The organism is Amycolatopsis marina, assembly GCF_900111885.1.
Classification (GTDB): Bacteria; Actinomycetota; Actinomycetes; order Mycobacteriales; family Pseudonocardiaceae; genus Amycolatopsis; species Amycolatopsis marina.
In genome coordinates this window covers 111,858-131,221 of sequence record NZ_FOKG01000015.1, presented here as the reverse complement: position 1 = coordinate 131,221, position 19,364 = coordinate 111,858, and the positions used below count along the sequence as shown (strand labels likewise).

At 67.5% G+C, this 19,364-nt stretch carries 20 protein-coding genes; 14 read left to right on the top strand and 6 right to left on the bottom strand.

Annotation, left to right across the window (positions count from 1 at the left end; all coding sequences use genetic code 11):
• The first annotated feature begins 15 nt into the window (after positions 1-15).
• From BM199_RS23370 to BM199_RS23360, 3 genes are all read left to right on the top strand, one after another.
• Positions 16-867 carry a slipin family protein gene (locus tag BM199_RS23370; RefSeq protein ID WP_091675452.1) on the top strand — a complete coding sequence of 284 codons (852 nt, stop codon included), beginning with the start codon at positions 16-18 and terminating at the stop codon, positions 865-867.
• A gap of 42 nt (positions 868-909) precedes the next feature.
• Positions 910-2,106, top strand: a complete 1,197-nt coding sequence (locus BM199_RS23365) for an acyl-CoA dehydrogenase family protein (RefSeq protein WP_091675451.1) — start codon at positions 910-912, stop codon at positions 2,104-2,106.
• A gap of 286 nt (positions 2,107-2,392) precedes the next feature.
• Positions 2,393-2,935, top strand: a complete 543-nt coding sequence (locus tag BM199_RS23360; protein ID WP_091675450.1) for an OmpA family protein — start codon at positions 2,393-2,395, stop codon at positions 2,933-2,935.
• 12 nt (positions 2,936-2,947) lie between these two features.
• On the opposite strand, the gene BM199_RS23355 is transcribed toward BM199_RS23360, so the two are convergent.
• The gene (locus BM199_RS23355; RefSeq protein WP_091675449.1) at positions 2,948-4,270 is read right to left on the bottom strand and encodes an MFS transporter; all 1,323 of its coding nucleotides are present in this window, start codon (positions 4,268-4,270) and stop codon (positions 2,948-2,950) included.
• Between the two features lie 163 nt (positions 4,271-4,433).
• Between BM199_RS23355 and BM199_RS23350 the strand changes: the two genes are divergently transcribed.
• The 6 genes from BM199_RS23350 (at position 4,434) to BM199_RS33405 (ending at position 9,759) form a co-directional block, all read left to right on the top strand.
• Positions 4,434-4,964 (top strand): general stress protein, encoded by a 531-nt coding sequence (locus BM199_RS23350; protein ID WP_091675497.1) that lies wholly within the window; start codon positions 4,434-4,436, stop codon positions 4,962-4,964.
• A gap of 230 nt (positions 4,965-5,194) precedes the next feature.
• Positions 5,195-6,559, top strand: coding sequence for an ABC transporter substrate-binding protein (locus tag BM199_RS23345; RefSeq protein WP_091675448.1), 1,365 nt, complete (start codon positions 5,195-5,197; stop codon positions 6,557-6,559).
• On the top strand, positions 6,556-7,506 hold the full coding sequence (locus tag BM199_RS23340; protein WP_091675447.1) for a carbohydrate ABC transporter permease: 951 nt from the start codon (positions 6,556-6,558) through the stop codon (positions 7,504-7,506). Before BM199_RS23345 ends, BM199_RS23340 begins: the two co-directional genes overlap by 4 nt.
• Positions 7,506-8,351 (top strand): carbohydrate ABC transporter permease, encoded by an 846-nt coding sequence (locus BM199_RS23335; RefSeq protein ID WP_091675446.1) that lies wholly within the window; start codon positions 7,506-7,508, stop codon positions 8,349-8,351. The genes BM199_RS23340 and BM199_RS23335 overlap by 1 nt, the downstream gene beginning before the upstream one ends.
• A gap of 2 nt (positions 8,352-8,353) precedes the next feature.
• Positions 8,354-9,535 carry an ABC transporter ATP-binding protein gene (locus BM199_RS23330; protein WP_091675445.1) on the top strand — a complete coding sequence of 394 codons (1,182 nt, stop codon included), beginning with the start codon at positions 8,354-8,356 and terminating at the stop codon, positions 9,533-9,535.
• Positions 9,536-9,579: 44 nt separating this feature from the next.
• Complete coding sequence (locus BM199_RS33405; RefSeq protein ID WP_143101896.1) at positions 9,580-9,759, top strand: hypothetical protein; 180 nt, start codon at positions 9,580-9,582, stop codon at positions 9,757-9,759.
• Here the strand turns inward: BM199_RS33405 and BM199_RS23325 are convergent.
• Positions 9,749-9,928: a DUF397 domain-containing protein gene (locus BM199_RS23325; protein ID WP_091675444.1), complete on the bottom strand. Its 180-nt coding sequence runs from the start codon at positions 9,926-9,928 to the stop codon at positions 9,749-9,751. The two genes, BM199_RS33405 and BM199_RS23325, sit on opposite strands and share 11 nt — an antisense overlap.
• Positions 9,929-9,936: 8 nt before the next feature.
• A complete protein-coding gene (locus tag BM199_RS23320) occupies positions 9,937-10,773 on the bottom strand; it encodes a helix-turn-helix domain-containing protein (protein ID WP_177242751.1) in 837 nt (278 codons plus the stop codon).
• A 213-nt stretch (positions 10,774-10,986) separates the two neighbouring features.
• On the opposite strand from BM199_RS23320, the gene BM199_RS23315 reads away from it, so the two are divergent.
• On the top strand, positions 10,987-11,811 hold the full coding sequence (locus BM199_RS23315) for a DUF998 domain-containing protein (protein ID WP_245788579.1): 825 nt from the start codon (positions 10,987-10,989) through the stop codon (positions 11,809-11,811).
• The gene (locus tag BM199_RS23310; protein ID WP_091675441.1) at positions 11,811-12,689 is read left to right on the top strand and encodes a DMT family transporter; all 879 of its coding nucleotides are present in this window, start codon (positions 11,811-11,813) and stop codon (positions 12,687-12,689) included. Before BM199_RS23315 ends, BM199_RS23310 begins: the two co-directional genes overlap by 1 nt.
• Positions 12,690-12,695: 6 nt before the next feature.
• Here BM199_RS23310 and BM199_RS23305 read toward each other — a convergent pair whose 3' ends face one another.
• The 3 genes from BM199_RS23305 to BM199_RS23295 all read right to left on the bottom strand — a co-directional run bounded on the left by BM199_RS23305 (position 12,696) and on the right by BM199_RS23295 (position 15,642).
• Positions 12,696-13,544 carry a ParB N-terminal domain-containing protein gene (locus tag BM199_RS23305; protein WP_091675440.1) on the bottom strand — a complete coding sequence of 283 codons (849 nt, stop codon included), beginning with the start codon at positions 13,542-13,544 and terminating at the stop codon, positions 12,696-12,698.
• A gap of 16 nt (positions 13,545-13,560) precedes the next feature.
• On the bottom strand, positions 13,561-14,235 hold the full coding sequence (locus BM199_RS23300) for a metallophosphoesterase family protein (protein WP_091675439.1): 675 nt from the start codon (positions 14,233-14,235) through the stop codon (positions 13,561-13,563).
• 321 nt (positions 14,236-14,556) lie between these two features.
• Positions 14,557-15,642, bottom strand: a complete 1,086-nt coding sequence (locus BM199_RS23295; protein WP_091675438.1) for a magnesium and cobalt transport protein CorA — start codon at positions 15,640-15,642, stop codon at positions 14,557-14,559.
• Between the two features lie 338 nt (positions 15,643-15,980).
• Between BM199_RS23295 and BM199_RS23290 the strand changes: the two genes are divergently transcribed.
• The 3 genes from BM199_RS23290 (at position 15,981) to BM199_RS23280 (ending at position 19,358) form a co-directional block, all read left to right on the top strand.
• Positions 15,981-16,484, top strand: a complete 504-nt coding sequence (locus BM199_RS23290; protein WP_091675437.1) for a MaoC family dehydratase — start codon at positions 15,981-15,983, stop codon at positions 16,482-16,484.
• A gap of 116 nt (positions 16,485-16,600) precedes the next feature.
• On the top strand, positions 16,601-17,704 hold the full coding sequence (locus BM199_RS23285) for a DUF2332 domain-containing protein (protein WP_091675436.1): 1,104 nt from the start codon (positions 16,601-16,603) through the stop codon (positions 17,702-17,704).
• Between the two features lie 61 nt (positions 17,705-17,765).
• A complete protein-coding gene (locus tag BM199_RS23280; RefSeq protein WP_091675435.1) occupies positions 17,766-19,358 on the top strand; it encodes an acyl--CoA ligase family protein in 1,593 nt (530 codons plus the stop codon).
• The last annotated feature ends 6 nt before the right edge of the window (positions 19,359-19,364 follow it).

The following is a 19,364-nucleotide window of genomic DNA, read 5'->3' as shown; positions in this document are numbered from 1 at the left end:
CACCCTGGAGTCGCCATGCTGGTGGAAGTCCTGGCCGCACTGGCCATCGCCGTAACCCTCGGGATCAGCGCCAGTGCCCGGGTCGTCAAGCAGTACGAGCGCGGGCTGGTCTTCCGGCTGGGCCGGGTACATCGCCAGCCGCGCGAGCCCGGACTCACCATGATCATTCCGGGCATCGATCACCTGCGTAAGGTCAACATGCAGATCGTGACCCTGCCGGTGCCCGCACAGGACGGGATCACCAGGGACAACGTCACGGTCCGGGTGGACGCCGTTGTGTACTTCAAGGTGCTCGACCCCGTGCAGGCCATCGTCGGCGTGGAGGACTACCGCTTCGCGATGGGACAGGTCGCGCAGACCTCGCTGCGTTCCATCATCGGCAAGAGCGATCTCGACGACCTGCTCTCCAACCGGGAACGCCTGAACGAGGGCCTCGAGCTGATGATCGACAGCCCCGCGCTGAGCTGGGGCATCCACATCGACCGGGTCGAGATCAAGGACGTCGCGCTGCCCGAGGCGATGAAGCGGGCCATGTCCAGGCAGGCCGAGGCGGAACGGGAACGCCGGGGCCGGGTCATCGCGGCCGACGGTGAGCTGCAGGCCTCGGAGAAGTTGTCGCAGGCCGCGGCCAGGATGGCGGACACTCCTGCGGCGCTGCAGCTGCGGCTGCTGGAGACCGTGGTGGAGGTGGCGGCGGAGAAGAACTCGACGCTCGTGCTGCCCTTCCCGGTCGAACTGCTGCGTTTCCTGGACAACGCCACCAGGAACGGGGCGGTCGAGGTGCCAGAGCAGTCGCGGGAGACCGACCGTGGCGCTGCCCACCCTGTACCGGCGGACGAGGGTCTTTCAGGTCATACTCATCGGTAACCGCCGTACCGCAGCGCCGCGAGAAGACGACCAGGAGCACGCATGGCCCGCCTTGCCCAGACCGCCGGTTTGACCGAAGTGCAGACCGAGATCCTCGCCACGGTCCGTTCGTTCGTGGACAAGGAGGTCATCCCGCACGCCCAGGAACTCGAGCACGCCGACGAGTACCCGGCCGACATCGTCGCCGGCATGAAGGAGATGGGCCTGTTCGGGATCACCATTCCCGAGGAGTACGGCGGGCTGGGTGAGTCGCTGCTGACCTACGCGCTGGTGGTGGAGGAGATCGCCCGCGGCTGGATGAGCGTGTCCGGCGTGATCAACACCCACTTCATCGTGGCGCACATGATCTCCCGGCACGGCACGGAGGAGCAGAAGAAGCACTTCCTGCCCCGGATGGCCACCGGCGAGGTGCGCGGCTCGTTCTCCATGTCCGAGCCCGATCTGGGCTCCGACGTCGCGGCGATCAAGACCAAGGCGAAGCGGGACGGCGACGAATACGTCGTCGACGGCTCGAAGATGTGGCTGACCAACGGCGGCAGCTCGAACCTGATCGCCCTGCTGGTCCGGACGGACGAGGGTGCGCAAAAGGCGCACCAGAACCTCACCACGTTCCTGGTCGAGAAGCCGGAGGGCTTCGGCGAGGTGGTTCCCGGGCTCACCATCCCCGGCAAGATCGACAAGATGGGCTACAAGGGCGTCGACACCACCGAGGCCGTGTTCGACGGCTTTCGCGTCGGCGCGGACATGGTGCTCGGCGAGCAGCCGGGCAGGGGCTTCTCGTACATGATGGACGGTATCGAGGTCGGTCGCGTGAACGTCGCGGCGCGGGCCTGCGGGATCGCCATTCGCGCCTTCGAGCTGGCTGTGGAGTACGCGCAGCAGCGCCAGACGTTCGGCAAGCCGATCGCCGAGCACCAGGCGATCGCGTTCAAGCTCGCCGAGATGGCCACCAAGGTCGAGGCCGCGCACCTGATGATGGTCAACGCCGCCCGGTTGAAGGACACCGGCGCCCGCAACGACGTCGAGGCGGGAATGGCGAAGCTGATCGCCAGCGAGTACTGCGCCGAGGTCACCCAGGAGGCGTTCCGCATCCACGGCGGCTACGGCTACTCCAAGGAGTACGAGATCGAGCGCCTCATGCGCGAGGCGCCGTTCCTGCTCATCGGTGAGGGCACGAGCGAGATCCAGAAGACGATCATCAGCCGGGGTCTGCTGCGTGACTACAAGTCGCGGGGCTGAGCGAGAAGGTCCGAAAAGGACAACGGCGCGTTTTCACCCTGTGGCGCGAGATTATCGCTCCGTCGAGGGGTAACGCGCCGTGCGTGATCGACCCGTGGTGAGAGCGAAGCCGGTTCGGAGCCATGCTTTCAGGCAAGGTCTGCGGTAGGTCCGCGTCCTGCTGCTACCGCGGGTCTCGGCGCGCGCGTCGTCGTCCGACCGCCCGTGTTCTCCAAGTGTCGAAGCCGTCCGCGCGGGGTTACGGTCCGCGTGAGGGGAGTGCGACAGCGATGCAGGAGGAGGACCGATGGTGCGACGGACAGCAGTGCGGGGAATCATGATCGCCGCGTTCGTGCTCGCCGCGGCGACTGGCTGCGGCGACGACGGCGGGGGGCAGGTCCCCGGTGCGGAGAACGGCGCACCCATGACCGCTGCCAGTGCGATGACGGAGGACCCGGCGAGCAGCCCGGCGTCCGGCGAGACCGGCACCGAGGACGGCGGTGCGCAGGGCGGTCTGCAGGCGAAGCTGGACGAGATCCTGCAGGCCACGCCGATCACGTTCCAGCCGCAGAGCGCGGAGCTGACCGACGAGGCCAAGCAGGCGCTGGGGCAGGTGGCCGAGGCCGCGTCCGCCGAGCAGGACGCCAAGCTCCAGGTCGTGGGGACCGCGGGATACGAGGACGCCGACAAGGCCACGAAACTCGGTCAGGAGCGGGCCGACGCGGTCCGCGACGAGCTGGTCGCCGCCGGTGTCGCGGAGGACCGCGTCGAGGCGACCTCGAAGGGTAACGAGGGAGTGCTCGGCGACGCGCAGAAGGCCGTGACCGTGGACATCTCGGTCGTGGAGTAGGACGACTGCGCCTCAGGAGCTGGCCACGGACAGCGGTACGTCCCGCTTCAGTGCCACTCCCGCGCCGAACGCGCCGACTGTCGTGATGAGACAGATCGCGGCGAACAGGATCGCGATCACCGAGGCCGAGCCGTCCAGCGCGGTCGACATCGCGAGCGCGGCCGAGGGCACGAAGCCGCCGATCATGCCCGCGACGTTGTACGTCACAGCCACGGCGCTGTATCGGGTCTCGTCGGGGAACAGTTGGGCCAGCAGGGTGCCCATCGGACCGTAGGGGATCCCGAGCAGGCCGATGCCAACCGCGACACCGATGACGACGAGCACCGGGTCCCCGGTACCGACCAGCATGGCGAGCGGGAAGGCCGCGAGCACGCAGAGGGCTCCGCCGAACGCCATGATTCGCCACGGCGCGTACCTGTCGGCCATGCGACCGCTGACCACGATCAACACACCCTCGATTCCCGCGCCGATCAGCGTGGCGGTCAGCATCGTGTTCGCGGAGAGGCCGAGCGTGCTGGTGCCGAAGTTCACCGCGTACGTCGTCATCAGGAAGAAGGCGCCGGAGGCGAACATGGTCGCCGCCACGGCCAGGAGCATCCGTCCCCAATGGGTGCGCAGCACCGCGAAGAGCGGGATCCGGACCTCGCGGTGCTCCAGGCGGACCCGGGTGAACAGCGGTGACTCCTCGACCCTGAGCCGGAGATAGATCGCGATCGCGAGGAACGGGAAGGCCACCAGGAAGGGGACTCGCCAGCCCCAGGTCAGCAGTTGTTCCTCGGGTAGGAGGGTGACCAGCCCGACGGCGGCCGACGAGGCGAGCGTGCCGATCGGGGAGCCCAGTTGCGGCATCGCCCCGTAGAAGGCGCGTTTGTTCTCCGGCGCGTGTTCGACCGCCATGAGGATGGCGCCGCTCCACTCGCCACCGAGTGAAAGCCCTTGGACGAACCGCAGGATCGCCAGCAGGACCGGCGCCCAGATGCCGATCGCGTCGTAGGTCGGCAGGAGACCGATGGTCCCGGTCGCACCGCCGATGACCACGATTGTCGTGATCAAGGTCGTCCTGCGGCCGATCCGGTCCCCGAGGTGGCCGAACAGCACCGCGCCGATCGGTCGCGCGACGAAACCCACTGCGAACGTCAGAAACGCCGCGATGGTGCCGATGGCCGGGTCGAGGTCGGGGAAGAAGAGCCGGTTGAACACCAGGGCGGCGAAGATCCCGTAGAGGAAGTACTCGTACCACTCCATCGAGGTCCCGAGCAGCGAGGATACGGCGACCCGGCGGACCTCCTTCGTGGGATCGACAGCCGTGGTGTCCGCGTGCGCGCCCGAGACCATGTGCCAGAGACTTGCCCGAGATGGTTGGATTGTCAACAATCTTCCTGGGCGTGAACGGCTGCCACCGCTCTTCTGCTTACCGTGTGTGTCCCCAGCTGGCTCGCGTGGTTATATCGACGTTGGCAGGATGGAAACGTCCCTGAACGACAGCAAGGCATGGGTGATGACGGTGACTGGTCCCTTCTCGTCCGCTGGACGTTCCCAAGGCGGCCAGCCGCGGCTGCCGACTCCGCCGACCGGCTGGCCGATCGGCTCGTACGAGACGTACGAGGAAGCGCAGCGCGCGGTCGACTATCTCGCCGACAACGACTTCGCTGTGCAGGACGTGACGATCGTCGGCGTCGATCTGATGCTCGTCGAGCGGGTCATCGGGCGGCTCTCCTGGGGCAAGGTGCTCGGCACCGGTGCTGTGTCCGGCGCCTGGTTCGGTCTCTTCGTCGGTTTGCTGCTCGGCATGTTCGGCAGCGAAGGCGTCGGCTACGCGCCGATTCTGGTCGGCCTGCTCTCCGGTGTGCTGTTCGGACTCGTCTTCGCCGCGATCAGCTACGCCTCCACGCGCGGGCGCAGGGACTTCTCGTCCGCCAGCCAACTGGTGGCCGGACGGTACGACGTGCTCTGTCAGCCCCGAAACGCCGAACAGGGCCGGGACCTGCTCGCCAAACTCGCGATGCGGTCGCCAGGATCCGTCAGCTGACACATTCGGGATCGGTAAAATTACCGATGTTCCTTAAGTCCAACTGAATCGTTACTGCTCCAGCTTGCTTCGGTCCATCCGCAGGAATAAGTTGCACCGCACCGAACGGTCGGCGCAGTCGTGCCGTCCGGCTCGTCTGCACGACGGGGTGCGGCACGGTCCTTCCCTCTGTGCCGGGGCGTTTCCACCGGGCGCCCGCGCTGCCGCGTGCGCACTGGGAAGGAGACGCGATGGGGAAAACCGATATCGTTGCCTCGCTCGCCGGTCGACGGCGGCCGCGTGGCTGGGCTATCCGGGGAGGACGTTCGCCGGGGCGGACGACCGCCGCGATCGGCGCCATGGTCATGTCGGCCGGAATGCTCACCGCGTGCGGGTCCGAGGACGGCCTGAAGATCAACCTCTACTACGCGCCCGAAGACGGCTTCGAGCAAGTGGTGGACAAGTGCAACACTCAGGCAGCCGGCCGGTACGAAATCGTCTACAACAAGCTGCCTCGTGGCGCCGACGGTCAGCGGGAGCAGATGATGCGCCGGCTCGCCGCTGGCGACGAGACGCTGGACCTGCTCGGCCTCGACGTCACCTGGACGGCCGAGTTCGCCGAAGCGGGCTGGACCGAGGAGTGGACCGGCGCCGACAAGGCGGAAGCCGAGCGGGACGTGCTGGAGGGACCGCTGGAGACGGCGACCTGGGACGGCAAGCTCTACGCGGCGCCGAAGAACACCAACGTCCAGTTGCTCTGGTACGACGAGCGCATCACGCCCGAGCCGCCGGAGACGTGGGAAGAAATGATCGCGATGTCCCGCGATCTCAAGGCGCAGGGCAAGCCGCACCAGATCCTCTTCACCGGCGCGCAGTACGAAGGTCTGGTCGTGGTCTACAACTCGTTGGTCGAATCGGCTGGCGGGCACATGCTCTCCGAGAACGGCGATTCGGTCGTGATGGATGAGGGTGCGGTGCGCGGCCTGGAGATCCTCAGTGAGGTCAGTTCCTCCGGACTCACCGATCCTTCCTTGAGCAACATGAAGGAAGACGAGGTGCGCCTGGCGTTCCAGTCCGACAACGGGGCGTTCGAGCTCAACTGGCCGTACGTCTACGCCTCCTACGCCGAGGAGAAGCCGGACGACCTCCAGTACTTCAAGTGGACGCGCCTGCCGAAGGTCGGTGCCGGAGGCGAGAGCAGGTCCACCATCGGTGGCTACAACCTCGCGGTCAGCACCTACTCACAGCACAAGCCGGAGGCGTTCGAGGCGGCGCTGTGCCTGCGCAGTCCGGAGAACCAGAAGTTCTCCGCGCTGGTCAGTGGTGTGCCTCCGACGGTCGAGTCGGTCTACGACGACCCGGCGCCGCTGGACCCGTCGAAGCCCGCGGACCCGGCGGACAACCCCAGCATGGTCACCGAGTACCCGATGAAGGACGCCATCCGGGAGGCGCTGGCTGAGGCGGCGGTGCGGCCGAAGACCCCGGCATACCAGACCCTGTCCACGATCATCGCGCACGTGCTCTCCCCGCCCTCGGAGATCGATCCCGAGGCCACCGCCGAGCGGCTGCGGGAGGAGATGGGCGATGCGCTCGAGTCGAAGGGGATCATTCCGTGACCCAGGCGGCAAGCGAAATCCCCGCTAGCGCGGTGGGCGCCAAGAAGCGGCCCAAGCCCTCGCTCAGTGAGGGCAAGAAGGCGGAACGGCGTCTCGGGCTCCTGCTGTGTGCCCCGGCCGCCCTGGTGATGCTCGCGGTCACCGGCTGGCCGATCATCTACTCGATCTGGCTGTCCCTGCAACGCTACGACTTGCGGTTCCCCACGGAGCGGGCGTTCGTCGGGCTGGACAACTACATCGTGGTGCTCAGCAACTCCTACTGGTGGTCGGCGTTCGGCACCACGGTGTTCCTCACGGTGGTGTCGGTGGCGATCGAGCTGGTGCTCGGCATGGCGCTGGCACTGATCATGCACCGCACGATCGTGGCCCGTGGCATGGTGCGCACGGTGTCACTCATCCCGTACGGGATCGTCACGGTGGTGGCGGCGTTCTCCTGGTACTACGCCTGGACACCGGGCACGGGCTATCTGGCCAACCTCCTCGCCGAGGATGCCGCGCCACTCACCGAGCAGTGGCCGTCGCTGTTCATCATCATCCTGGCCGAGGTGTGGAAGACCACGCCGTTCATGGCCTTGTTGCTGATGGCCGGGCTCGCGCTGGTGCCGGAAGACCTGCTCAAGGCGGCGTCGATGGACGGCGCGAACGCATGGCAGCGGTTCACCAAGGTGATGGTGCCGGTGATGAAACCGGCGATCCTGGTCGCGTTGCTGTTCCGCACGCTGGACGCGTTCCGGATCTTCGACAACATCTTCGTGCTGACCGGCGGCTCCAACGACACGTCCTCGGTATCGATGATCACCTACAACAACCTGATCAAAGGCGCGAACCTCGGTATCGGCTCGACGATGTCCGTGCTGATCTTCATCGCGGTGGCGATCATCGCGGTCATCTTCATCAAGGGGTTCGGCACAGCCGCGCCGGGCAGTGACCAAGGGGGGAGGCGCTGATGGCCATTCCGGCTCTCGCAAGCAGGGGCGGCCGCACCGGTAGGTGGGCCCTGATCGACATCGTCGTCGTGGTGTACGCGCTGGTCCCGGTGCTGTGGATCGCGTCGCTGTCGTTCAAGACGAAGGACACGCTCGCGGACGGGAACTTCATTCCCAGCGAGTGGACGCTGCAGAACTACGCCGACATCTTCGCCACCGACGAGTTCATCCGGCCGCTGATCAACTCGATCGGTATCGCGATCATCGCGACGGTGATCGCGGTGGTGCTCGGCGCGATGGCGGCCTACGCCGTCGCCCGGCTGGACTTCCCGGGAAAGCGGGCGCTGGTCGGCGTTTCGCTGCTGATCGCGATGTTCCCGCAGATCTCGCTGGTGACGCCGCTGTTCAACATCGAGCGGCAACTGGGTCTTTTCGACACCTGGCCCGGCCTGATCCTGCCCTACATCACCTTCGCGCTGCCGCTGGCGATCTACACGCTGTCGGCCTTCTTCCGGGAGATCCCGTGGGAGCTGGAGAAGGCGGCGAAGATGGACGGGGCCACGCCCGGTCAGGCGTTCTGGAAGGTGATCACTCCGCTGGCCGCTCCCGGTGTGTTCACCACGGCGATCCTGGTGTTCATCTTCGCGTGGAACGACTTCCTGTTCGCCATCACGCTGACGTCGACGGAGGCGTCCCGGACGGTGCCGGTGGCACTGAGCTTCTTCACCGGTGACTCTCAGTTCGAGGACCCGACCGGCACCACCTCCGCCGCTGCGGTGGTCATCACCATTCCGATCATTCTGTTCGTGTTGTTCTTTCAGCGCCGCATTGTTGCGGGGCTGACGTCAGGCGCGGTGAAGGGGTAACTATGGCTGAGATCGTTCTGGACAATGTGAGCAAGCGGTACCCCGACGGCGCGGTTGCGGTATCGGACGTGAGCATCGACATCGCCGACGGCGAGTTCATCATCCTGGTCGGGCCTTCCGGGTGCGGGAAGTCCACCACGCTGAACATGGTGGCCGGGCTGGAGGACATCTCCGACGGCGAGCTGCGGATCGATGGGCAACGGATGAACGAGCGGGCGCCGAAGGATCGGGACATCGCGATGGTGTTCCAGTCCTACGCCCTCTACCCGCATATGAGCGTGCGGGAGAACATGGCGTTCCCGCTGCGGCTGGCCAAAGTGGACGATTCGACCGTCACGGCGAAGGTCGATGAGGCCGCGCGGGTGCTGGACCTGGTGCCGCACCTGGATCGCAAACCGGCGAACCTCTCCGGTGGGCAGCGGCAGCGAGTGGCGATGGGCCGGGCGATCGTCCGTAGCCCCAAGGCGTTCCTCATGGACGAGCCACTGTCCAACCTGGACGCGAAGCTGCGTGGCCAGATGCGGACGTCGGTGTCGAAGTTGCAGAAGCAGCTCGGCACGACGACCCTGTACGTCACCCACGACCAGACCGAGGCGATGACCCTCGGCGACCGCGTCGTGGTGCTGCGGGCGGGGCACGTGCAGCAGATCGGGTCGCCGCAGTTCCTCTACGAGCAACCCGCGAACCTGTTCGTGGCCGGGTTCATCGGCTCGCCGTCGATGAACTTCGTCCCGGCCACCTTGGAACAGGGACAGCTGAACAGCGCGTTCGGCCAGGTGGCGCTGCCGGACCGGGTCCGGCGACTCGCCGAGGCGGCGAACGCGCCGCGCGAGGTCATCGCCGGCGTCCGTCCCGAGCATTTCGAGGACGCCTCGCTGGTCGATGAGCACGTGCGCGGGCGGGGAGCGGTGTTCGCCGCTCAGGTCGACGTGCTGGAGTCGATGGGCTCGGAGAAGTACGCCCACTTCACCATCGAGGGCGAACTCGCCAGTTCCACGGAGCTGGCCGAACTCGCCGCCGACGCGGGCGCGGCGGACGTACCGTCCAGCGGTTCGCAGATCGTCACCCGCCTTTCGGCCGAGTCCGGTGCGCGGGAGGGCGAGAACCTGGACATCTGGTTCGACACAGAGAAGCTCCAGCTGTTCGACCCCTCCACGGGCAAGAACCTCACCTTCTCCGGCTGAGGCAGCTGACTGAGTCATGCATGCATGCGTGAGTGCCGGCATGCATGCATGACTCAGAAGGCGGGGCGGGCGCCCGAGGAGCTCGCGGACCGGGTGAAGCGACTGCCGCACAGCACGGGCGCAGCGCCCCCGCGAGCGACTGGCTCGTGTCGGGCCGCTTCGCCGCGTTCGACAGGGACCTGCGGCCGGTGGCCGCGGGGGAGAGGTTCGACGTCATTCCCTGAGGTCGGTGAGGAACGCGTGCCAGGTCGCCGGCGGGAGAACCAGGGCAGGGCCAGGATCCTTGGAGTCCCGGACCGAGGCGACCTCCTGGGCGATCGCGACCTCGACACAGTTCGTGTTCTCGCCGCCGCTGTAGCTGCTCTTGTGCCAGTTGGGCTGGTCCAGGTTCACGGTGCACCTCAACTGCTCAGCTCGTCGGCCAATCGGTTCACGAGCTCCCTCGATGCCTGCTCGTCCAGAGCGATCTTAGCGATGGCGTTGAACTGCCAGGAAAGCTCTGTGACCTGGTTCGGGCGCACTAGTTGGAGGTGACCAGCGGCGTGATCGACGTAGCCGAGGTCGGCAATGGTGTCTTCGGGAAAGGTCAACACGCTGAAGGCACCCCGGAGCCCTGGATACATTCCGGCTTGTTCCCTGACGACCTGAAAGGTGACGTTGGGGAGATTCGATATCTCAACGAGGTGGCGCAGCTGTGCGGCCAGAACTGTGCGGCTGGAGAGCGCCCGGGTCAGAACCGACTCATCCACGATGCCGTGAAACCTGAGTGGTCGGTCGCCGAACAACAGTCGGCCTCGGCTCATCCTGATTCGCAGGTTTCGGGCTCGGTCACGACTGGTGCCGACGGTGAACAGCGCGCGGGCGTAGTCCTCGGTCTGCAGTAGTCCCGGTACGAAGGCCAACTCGTAGTTGCGGACCGCCACCGCCTCGGCCTCCAGTGCCGGGTAGCTGTCGACGGAGATGCCCTCGATCAGATTGTGATTCCGCTTCACCGCCTCGCGGGCGATGTCGATCAGGCGTTCCCGCTCGTCATCGGGCACGTAGTACAGCTCGGCCATCGCGCGGGCGTGCAGTGGATGCAGCGAGCACTGCCCCTTCTCGATCCGCCCGAGCGCGCTCTTCGACATGTCCAGATCCCCTGCCGCCTGGCCGAGGGTCAGTCCGGCGCGGTGGCGCCAGTCCCGCAGCTCCCTGCCGAGCTGGAGCCGCCGGATGGCCGGAACGGTGTACTGCGCCACGCGAAGGCCTCCCCTTGTTCTCGCCCACGGCCGCGTGTCGAGTGTGCAGCGGTGCGCACGCTCCCGGGATCCCACCGGCATCACCGCGTCGGGTGAACACCACGCCTCGCACCGGCGTCGGCGCCCCGAGTGGGAGTTCCCCAATGTGGCGTTGGAGACATCACACCCCCGCGTCAACCCCCGTTATCAGTGGGTTCTCAGGGAACTACGGGGATGATCAAGGCGTTGGACTTCACAGGAGCCTCACAGCCAGGGGGACCGATGGGTGGCGATCGGACGCAGGCGCGCCGCGCGCGCTGGCTCGGTCTGTTCTCCCTCATGGCCTGCCTGCTGGCGCTCATGTCCCTGGTCGGTCTCGTCCGCTCGCTGGTGGCCATGACCTACCTCAACGTGCGGTTCGTGCACGAGGTGAACCCGGTGTCACGGGCAGTGAGCTACTACGTCTTCACCGAGCACGGCGCCGAGGTGTTCGCCGCGACGCTGGTGGTGCTGGCCGTGGCCACCCTGACGATCCTGATCGGGCTGGTGCAGCTTCGCGTGCGGATCGGTCCCGCCGCCACCACACTGTTCGGTGTGTGGTGCCTCGGACTCGTACTGTGTGCGGTCTTCCCGACCGACAACGCGCCACGGATCGAGAGCGTGCACGGCCTGATCCACCAGTTCGCGGGCGCCTCACTGTTCGCGAGTCTCCCGCTGGCCGGGCTGGCACTCGCCCGCAGCTTGCGTAGCCAGCCCGACTGGGCGGGCACCGGGAGGACCGTGCGCAGGCTCGCCCTGGGTGCCGCCGCGCTCGCCGTGGCCTATCTCGTGGCGCGGCTCCCTGACTTGCTGCCCTGGTTCACCTTCCCCGCCTTCGCGGACTTCCGTGCGTACTCCGGGCTGATCCAACGGCTGCTGTTCGTGCTCGAACTGGCGATGCTGCTGGTGCTGGCGACCCGCCTGCTCACAGTGTCCTGGACCCGGTTGCGCAACCGGCCCGACCGGGTAGCCGTACCAACAGACCTGTTGCGCGCTCAGGACGAGGTGATTCGCTCGTGATGTCGTTCGCGGTCGCCTGTGCGGTGCTCGCCGCGCTGTGCAGCGCCGTCGGCGCACAACTGCAGCACAGCGGGGTACGCGCCGAAACCCAGGATCGCGGCCTGCGCCTGCGGACCCTCGCCAAACTGGTCCGCAACCGGGACTGGATTCGTGGCTTCGCGGTGCTCTTCGCCTGTGCGGTACTGCAGATCCTCGCGCTGACCTTTGCCCCGGTGTCACTGGTGGCGCCGATCGTGGTGCTCGCACTGCCCATGGTCGCGTTGCTCAACGCGCACAGCGGGGCCGTCCCGATCGACAGGGCGGGCTGGATCGCCGTCGGTGCGACCTCACTCGCCGTCGGTGTCTTCGTCACGGTGTCGGCGGGAGCGGTGGCGGAGGTGCGGATCCCGCCGGGCGCGGTCCTGACCTCGGGAATCGTGATCGGCGCGGCCGTGCTGCTGCTCGGCATCGCGGCGCTGGTGAGCCGGGGCAACGCGCGCTGCGTCGCGTTGGCGATGGCGGCGGGGGCGGCCTACGGTCTGGTGTCGGTGTTGCTGCGCGACGTCACCTACAGCACGCGCATCGAGGGACTCAGCGGACTGCCCCCACTGTCGGCGCTGGGCGTGGTGGTCGCGTTTCTCGCCGGTTCGTGGCTGATCCAGCTCGGCTACGACAGCGGGCCCGCGGACGTGGTGGTGGGTTCGCAGACCGTGGTCAACCCGCTGGTCGCGACGGTGATCGGGATGACCCTTCTCGACGAGACCACCAGTCTGGACGGCGGCGCGTCGGCGGTCCTGGTCGCCTGCGGCGTCGTGGCGATGGCCGGCGTCCTCGTGCTCGCCAGGCATCATCCGGACGCCTCCGCGCGGGAGCAGCAGCGGGCCCCCGCGCTGGGCTGACCGGACCTACTGCATGCGCTGTGAACGCACGGCCTCGATGACGTCGTCGTCCCAGCGGTGCGTCCGGATGAGCCGGTAGCGCTCGCCCGCCACCCACATGTACGCCTCGGCCTCGGTGCGGTCGCCGACCAGATCGGCCTGGTGCAGCATCTGCACCACCGGCTGGTACTCGTCGGCGAACCACCTGGCCGCGACGGTGGCCCGGTCGTGGAACACGCCGTCGTCCTGCATCAGCCGGAAGCCCCATGCCTCCACATGTTCGCCGAGTTCGGCGTAGTCCCAGGGATCGGTGAGGATGACGGCGGCGCGCGCCTGCCCGGTCAGCGGTACCCGCTCCAGGAAGAGCCTGCGGTAGTCCTTGACGATCAGGTCGCCCCGATACCGGATACCACTGGGGTTCAGTTTCGTCCTGACCTCGGTCACGAATGCGTCTATTGTGGACAATCGCATGGAGTGGGCGACGGAGACCCTGTGGTGTCCGTCGATGATGAAGTGCAGGTCGCCGACGCGGTAGACCTCGATCGGCGGGATGCTCTCGCCGCGCCGGGCGGCGAGCGCCAGCCGTTCCCAGCGTTCGCGTACCCGCCCCGAGGTCGGCCGGAACCGCCGGTCGAAATCACGGCCGCGATCCACACTGCCGACGATGGAGTCCAGCCGGATCACCCGCAGGCCGATCCTTCGCTCGCCCTCCCAGCCCAGTGCGTCGACGACCTCGTGGAAGGGCAGCATGATGTTGACGTCGTCGGGCTCCCTGCGCAGCCAGTTCGCCAGCCGGGACAGCACCTGCCTCCGGCGGGCACGGAGGAAGTCGTGTTCGGCGTCCGCGCGGGGAAACCCGGTGTCTCTGCTGTTCATGTCTCCTGCCGGTCGCTCACGTCGCCTCCGCTGGTGTCTCCTGCCGCAGCTCCATCACGTGGTACCCCACGACGTTGCGCACGCGAGTGCCGCCGAGCCGGTGTTCGGGCAGGCTCTCCCCGTATGGGTGGATGTGCCCGTGCAGCAACCACGCCGGGCTGATCCGCTGCACTGTCCTGTGCAGACAGTCGAAGCCGTGGTGCGGTGGGTCCTCCCGGTCACCGACGCCCCGCGGCGGTGAGTGTGTCAACAGGACGTCCACATCCCGGCCGTCCCGCCGTCGCCGTCGTGCAGCCGCCCATTCCAGGCGCCGTGCCCTGCGGGACTGCTGCCCCTGGGTCCACTGGTTCGGCCCCTCGTTGTACCGGACCGAACCACCGAGGCCCGCGATCCGCACACCCGCGACGTCCACCACCCTGCCGTCGGCGTTGATCCCGCCTTCGGGACCGGGCCACCGCTCGGGAAAGCCGCTGCGCATCGAAAGGCCGCCGTAGCGGGTGAAGCCGGTGAGGTCCGGGTCGTGGTTGCCGGGGACGAACACCAGCGGCCGATCCAGCGCGGCCGCCAGGTACTCCAGGTAGTCGAACGGCAGGTCACCGGCGCCGAGGACGAGGTCGACGGAGAGGGACCGGACCGCGTCGGTCCACAACCGCTCCTCGACCTCGTCGGCAACCACTAGGGCCGTGGGCATGTCCCCAGGCTACTGCGAGCTCGTGAGGGTTATGCACAACTCGGTTGACGGGGCCGCCCGGAGGGTGGCTCGCGGCGACCGAGTGCAGGTGACATACGCACGGTAGCCGCACCTGCCTGTGTGCATAACACTCATTTGCATAAGACACCGTCACTGCGGGACGTGGGCGAACTCGGGGTTGATGGTGATGACCGCGGTCACGACCGCGATCCAGATGATGGCGACCGTCAGGGCCCAGAACTTCAGGTTGGTGAACATGCGTGGCATGGCGTACTCCGAACAGGTCAGAAGGAAGCAACGACGCGGGGAGGGCGATGTGCCCTAGAGCCATCGGTTCTTTCGGAATATTCGGTAGAGCAGCAGGCAGATGCCGAGGATCACGGCCACCGTCATCGGGTAGCCGTAGCGCAGGTTCAGTTCGGGCATGTAGTCGAAGTTCATCCCGTAGATCCCGGCCAGCGCGGTCGGAACCGCGATGATCGCGGCCCAGGCGGTGATCTTGCGCATGTCGCTGTTGAGCTGCAGCGTGATCTTGGCCAGGGTCGCGTCGACGAGCGTGGTGAGCAGCTCGTCGAAGCCGGCGACGCGCTCGGACACGTTGGTCAGGTGGTCGTGCACGTTGCGGAAGTACGACCGGACATCGTCGGGAACGAGGCGGGTGTAGCCCTCGGAGAGCCTGCGCAACGGCATGGCCAGCGGCATCACCGCCCTGCGCAGTTCCAGCACCTCGCGCTTCATCAGGTAGATCTGCTCGGAGGTCACTGGCGAGCGCGGTGCGAAGACCTGCGTCTCCATCTCGTCGATGTCGTCCTCGATGCTCTCTGTCACATCGAGGAAGTGGTCGACGACGTGGTCGGCGACCGCGTGCAGCACGGACGCGGGGCCGTGCGCCAACTGTTCCGGGTCGGACTCCAGTTCCTGGCGCAACCGGGCCAGGCCGGAGTGGTTCCCGTGCCGCACCGTGATGATGAAGTCGGTGCCGAGAAAGGCCATCAGCTCGCCCGACTCGACGATCTCGTTCGCGGTGGTCGGTGACGCGTGCTCCACGTACCGCACGGTGCGGAAGACCATGAACAGCGTGTCGTCGTAGCGCTCCAGCTTCGGGCGCTGGTGCGCGTGCACCGCGTCCTCCACCGCGAGCTCGTGCAGGCCGAAGGTGTCGGCGATGCCCTGGATCTGGCTCTCGTCCGGCTCGTGCAGCCCGATCCACACGAAGCCCTCACGCCGCCGCCGGACCTCCTCGATGGCGGCGGAGTGCGTCCAGTCGCCCGCCAGCCGCTCGCCGTCGACGTACACCGCGCAGTCGACGACGTAGGCAGCGGGCGGCACCGGGATCGGTGACCGCACCTTGTTGCCCCGGTTCGCCGCGCGTCCTCGCAAATTGCCGAGGGAGGGGATTGCTGGCATGGTGAGACTCCTGGCTGTGACGTCGTGCACGAAACGACGCGCCAAGCGGATCGGTCCGCTCGGCGTGGCCAGCGCTCCCAGCTGGTGACCTGCCCGGGCTACCCGTACGTGACGGTGCCGGCGGAAACAGCGGGAACGCTGGTGGTACTAGGAAGCGGACTATCGCCACTACTCATCTGCGTTCCTCACCTCCTCCGGCCGGGGTCATCTTCAGGCTCGTGCCCTCGTAGCGTGTCGCTGCTCGCGTTGACGTAGCCGACACCGGTAAACGAGGGTACTCCTCAGCGTCAGATGATGTCGGCGCAGGGCGATGTCGCGTTACTCGAGGAGGACGAAACGTGCAGTTCGGTCGGTACTTCGAAGAGTTCGAGGTCGGCGCGGTCTACAAGCACTGGCCGGGAAAGACGGTCACGGAGTACGACGACCACCTCTTCTGCCTGCTCACCATGAACCACCACCCGCTGCACATGGACGCGCATTACGCGGGGGAGACGACGGACTTCGGCAAGAACGTCGTGGTCGGCAACTACATCTACTCGTTGCTGCTGGGCATGTCGGTGCCGGACGTCTCGGGAAAGGCGATCGCGAATCTGGAGGTCGAGTCGCTGCGGCACGTGAAGCCCACGTTCCACGGCGACACCATCTACGGTGAGACCGAGGTGCTGGACAAGACGCCGTCGAAGTCCAAGGACGACCGTGGTGTGGTGTACGTCGAGACCCGCGGCTACAAGCAGGACGGCCTGATCGTCTGCACCTTCCGCCGCAAGGTGATGGTGCCGAAGCGTTCGTACGGCGAGTCGCGGGGCGGCGAGCAACCGGGACGGCCGGTGCCCCATGAGTAAGCCGTCGGTTGGGAGCCTTGCACGCGGAGCGAGGGACGAGGGACGCCGATGGACACAGCGAGCAACCGGGACGGCCGGTGCCCCATGAGTAAGCCGTCGGTTGGGAGCCTTGCCCCATGAGTGATCTGCTCGAGGAGATCAAGCACCGGCTGCGCCGGTTCGCCGAGACCGATGCGGCGGGCAACTCCCCGCTGTACGAGCACCTTGCCCTCAAGGCCGCCGAGGACGACGCGGTCGCCAGCCTGCTCGCGGCCGCGGCACCCGCCGATGCCCGTCCGACGCTGCTGCTGGCCGTGGCGCACCGGCTGATCCAGGCCGATCCGATCCATCCGCTCTCGCGGTACTACCCGTCGCTGGGCGGCTTCGACGGCGTGGACTCGGAGACCTGGCCGCTGTTCCGGTCGTTCCTGCTGGAGCGGGCGGAGCAGGTCCGCGAACTGGTGGCGCATCGTTTCACCCAGACCAATGAGGTCCGGCGTGCGGCGCTGCTCTACCCCGGTGTGTCGCTGGCCGCGAAACAGGCGGGCGGCAAGGTCGCCCTGCTGGAGATCGGTTGCAGTGCGGGCCTGCTGCTGGGCCTGGACAAGTTCGGTTACCGCTATCAGTGCGACGGTGGGGAGCAGCTGACCGCCGGGCCCGCGAAGGCCGCTGTCGGGCTGCACTGCGCCATGGAACTGGCGCCGGGGGCGACGCTGCCGAAGTTGCCCAAGAAACTCGCCGTCGGCGCCAAGCTCGGGCTGGACAGGGCGCCGGTGAACGCGGGTGACGAGGACGAGCTCGCCTGGCTGGAGGCCTGTGTGTGGGCGGACCAGCCGGACCGGATCCGCCTTCTGCGCACGGCTGCCGCGGCCCAGCGCAAGGACCCGCCCGAGCTGATGACCGGCGACGCCGTCGACGACCTCGCGGCCGCCGCGGCACGACTGCCCGCCGAGCTGCCGCTGCTGGTGATCACCAGTCACGTGCTGCCGTACCTGCCGCAGCGGCGGCAGCAGGAGTTCGTGGACGCACTGCGTGGGCTGGCCATACAGCGTCCACTGTGGTGGATCAGCGAGGAGGCCTACAAGGCAGGCCTCGGCTACGTACTGCCCGGCAGGGACGACCTCGCCGCTCCGGAGGAGTTCGTGCTCGGGCTGGCGACGTGGGTGGAGGGCACGGTCCGCGCCCAGCCGCTGGCGAAGACGCAGGGGCACGGGCAGCGGATGACCTGGCTGGCGGGGTAAGCCCGGCGGGTGTCTCCACCTAGAGATTGTCGGGTCCCATCCGGCGCTCCACTATTGAGCGATGGGAGCTACCGCTGACGAGGACGTCTCGTTCACCCCGTTGACCCCGCTGACGTTCCTGGAACGGTCGGGCGAGGTCTTCGCCGACCGGACGGCCATCGTCTACGGGGACCGGCGGATCACCTATCGCGAGTTCGCCGGGGAGACGACCAGGGTGGCACGGGCGCTGCGCGCCGGTGGAATCGAGCAGGGGGACCGGGTCGCGTACCTGTTGCCGAACATCCCGGAAATGCTGGTCGCGCACTTCGCCGTGCCGCTGGCCGGCGCGGTGCTGGTGGCGATCAACACCCGGCTCGCCCCTGCCGAAATCCAGCACATCGTGCGGCACTGCGGGGCGAAGCTGCTGGTCGTGGACTCGGCCCTGCATCCGTCGATCGCGCCCGTTGCCGATGACCTTGGTGTGCGCGAGATCGTCACCGTGACCGACCCAGCATCGGGAGCCGCCGCCGACCCGGCTGTCGGCGGCATCTCCTACGCCGACCTCGTCGCGAAGGGCGACGACGAGCCGCTGCCGTGGACGGTGGCGGACGAGCGCGCCACGATCTCGATCAACTACACCTCGGGAACCACCGGCAAGCCGAAGGGCGTGATGTACCACCACCGGGGTGCGTACCTGAACGCGCTCGCCGAGGTGATCCACTCCCGGCACACCCCCGAGTCCCGCTACCTGTGGACGCTGCCGATGTTCCACTGCAACGGGTGGTGCACCACCTGGGCCGTCACCGCGGTTGGCGGCACCCATGTCTGCCTGCGCGCGGTGGACGGCGGGGAGATCTGGCGGCTGCTCGACACGGAGGGCATCACCCACCTCAACGGCGCGCCCACCGTCCTGGTCACCATCGCCAACCACGAGGACGCGCATCCACTCGACCGCGAGGTCGTCGTCACCACAGCGGGGGCACCGCCGAGTCCCACGGTGATCTCCCGAATGGCCGAGCTGGGTACCCGTCTGGTGCACGTCTACGGGCTGACCGAGACCTACGGGCCGTACACGGTGTGCGAATACCAGGACGGATGGGCTGTGCTCGATGTCGAGGCCCGCAGCAGGCTGCTCGCCCGGCAGGGCGTCGGAATGGTGGTCACCGACGGGGTCAGGGTGGTCGACGGCGACCTGCGCGACGTGCCGAGGGACGGCGTCACCATGGGCGAGGTGGTGATGCGCGGGAACAACGTCATGTCGGGCTACTTCGCCGACCCCGACGCCACGGCGACCGCCTTCCACGGTGGCTGGTTTCACTCGGGGGATCTCGGGGTCTGGCACTCCGACGGCTACATCGAGCTGCGGGACAGGGCCAAGGACATCATCATCTCCGGTGGCGAGAACATCTCCACGATCGAGGTCGAGGCCGCCATCGATTCCCACCCGGCCGTGCTGGAGGTGGCCGTGGTCGGGGTGCCCGACGAGAAGTGGGGTGAGCGACCAAAGGCCTACGTCGTGCTGCGGGCGGGGCACGAGGCGGCCGCCCCGGAGCTGCGCGAGCACGTGCGGGCCCGGATCGCCGGGTACAAGGTGCCCGACAGGGTGGAGTTCGTCGCCGAGCTGCCGAAAACCTCGACCGGCAAGATCCAGAAGTTCGTGCTGCGTGAGGGCTGAGCTGCC

Bases quoted from the DNA above. Each gene is read 5' to 3' on its own strand.
- BM199_RS23370 (WP_091675452.1), top strand. From the start codon at position 16: ATGCTGGTGGAAGTCCTGGCCGCACTGGCCATCGCCGTAACCCTCGGG.
- BM199_RS23365 (WP_091675451.1), top strand. From the start codon at position 910: ATGGCCCGCCTTGCCCAGACCGCCGGTTTGACCGAAGTGCAGACCGAG.
- BM199_RS23360 (WP_091675450.1), top strand. From the start codon at position 2,393: ATGGTGCGACGGACAGCAGTGCGGGGAATCATGATCGCCGCGTTCGTG.
- BM199_RS23355 (WP_091675449.1), bottom strand. From the start codon at position 4,270: ATGGTCTCGGGCGCGCACGCGGACACCACGGCTGTCGATCCCACGAAG.
- BM199_RS23350 (WP_091675497.1), top strand. From the start codon at position 4,434: ATGACGGTGACTGGTCCCTTCTCGTCCGCTGGACGTTCCCAAGGCGGC.
- BM199_RS23345 (WP_091675448.1), top strand. From the start codon at position 5,195: ATGGGGAAAACCGATATCGTTGCCTCGCTCGCCGGTCGACGGCGGCCG.
- BM199_RS23335 (WP_091675446.1), top strand. From the start codon at position 7,506: ATGGCCATTCCGGCTCTCGCAAGCAGGGGCGGCCGCACCGGTAGGTGG.
- BM199_RS23330 (WP_091675445.1), top strand. From the start codon at position 8,354: ATGGCTGAGATCGTTCTGGACAATGTGAGCAAGCGGTACCCCGACGGC.
- BM199_RS33405 (WP_143101896.1), top strand. From the start codon at position 9,580: ATGCATGACTCAGAAGGCGGGGCGGGCGCCCGAGGAGCTCGCGGACCG.
- BM199_RS23315 (WP_245788579.1), top strand. From the start codon at position 10,987: ATGATCAAGGCGTTGGACTTCACAGGAGCCTCACAGCCAGGGGGACCG.
- BM199_RS23310 (WP_091675441.1), top strand. From the start codon at position 11,811: ATGTCGTTCGCGGTCGCCTGTGCGGTGCTCGCCGCGCTGTGCAGCGCC.
- BM199_RS23305 (WP_091675440.1), bottom strand. From the start codon at position 13,544: ATGAACAGCAGAGACACCGGGTTTCCCCGCGCGGACGCCGAACACGAC.
- BM199_RS23300 (WP_091675439.1), bottom strand. From the start codon at position 14,235: ATGCCCACGGCCCTAGTGGTTGCCGACGAGGTCGAGGAGCGGTTGTGG.
- BM199_RS23295 (WP_091675438.1), bottom strand. From the start codon at position 15,642: ATGCCAGCAATCCCCTCCCTCGGCAATTTGCGAGGACGCGCGGCGAAC.
- BM199_RS23285 (WP_091675436.1), top strand. From the start codon at position 16,601: ATGAGTGATCTGCTCGAGGAGATCAAGCACCGGCTGCGCCGGTTCGCC.
- BM199_RS23280 (WP_091675435.1), top strand. From the start codon at position 17,766: ATGGGAGCTACCGCTGACGAGGACGTCTCGTTCACCCCGTTGACCCCG.